This is a genomic window from Shewanella sp. AS16, assembly GCF_021412365.1.
Lineage (GTDB): Bacteria > Pseudomonadota > Gammaproteobacteria > Enterobacterales > Shewanellaceae > Shewanella > Shewanella salipaludis.
This window is the reverse complement of sequence record NZ_JAKCLK010000081.1, coordinates 1-371: the sequence shown is the minus strand read 5'-3', so window position 1 is coordinate 371 and position 371 is coordinate 1. Positions and strand designations below refer to the sequence as shown.

The following is a 371-nucleotide window of genomic DNA, read 5'->3' as shown; positions in this document are numbered from 1 at the left end:
GTCGGCCTTTTGGCAATTGCCAAATGCTTTGCTGTAAAGGTCACTAAACGGTGTACCGATTTTAACACCGGTGTCAGCAGGAATATCGCTATCCAGCACATCAATGCGGCTGATCGTGCCTTGATCGCCGTTAATCACCATCGCCACGTTGTCGCCTTTCATCACTTCAAAAAAGCGCACCACGTTGCCGTTCGCGGTTTTCATTCCGCTGCGCAGGCGATAATCGCCATCAAGCGCATCAGCAATGGCTTGTTCTTGCAGTGGTGTGGACGCCGTTAATTCACCCACGCCCTGCTCGCTCACTTTGGTGGATGATCCAAACCAGTTCCACGGGTTAGCGGCCGACCAGTTAACTGACGACATCGTGGAAC

The 371-nt window shown here is 52.6% G+C and carries 1 protein-coding gene; it reads right to left on the bottom strand.

Annotated features, from left to right (window positions below; translation table 11 throughout):
- Nucleotides 1-363, bottom strand: a 363-nt coding sequence (locus LZP73_RS19430; RefSeq protein WP_234236556.1) for a DUF1131 family protein, incomplete at its 3' end; no start/stop codon positions are given.
- Nucleotides 364-371 lie beyond the last annotated feature (8 nt).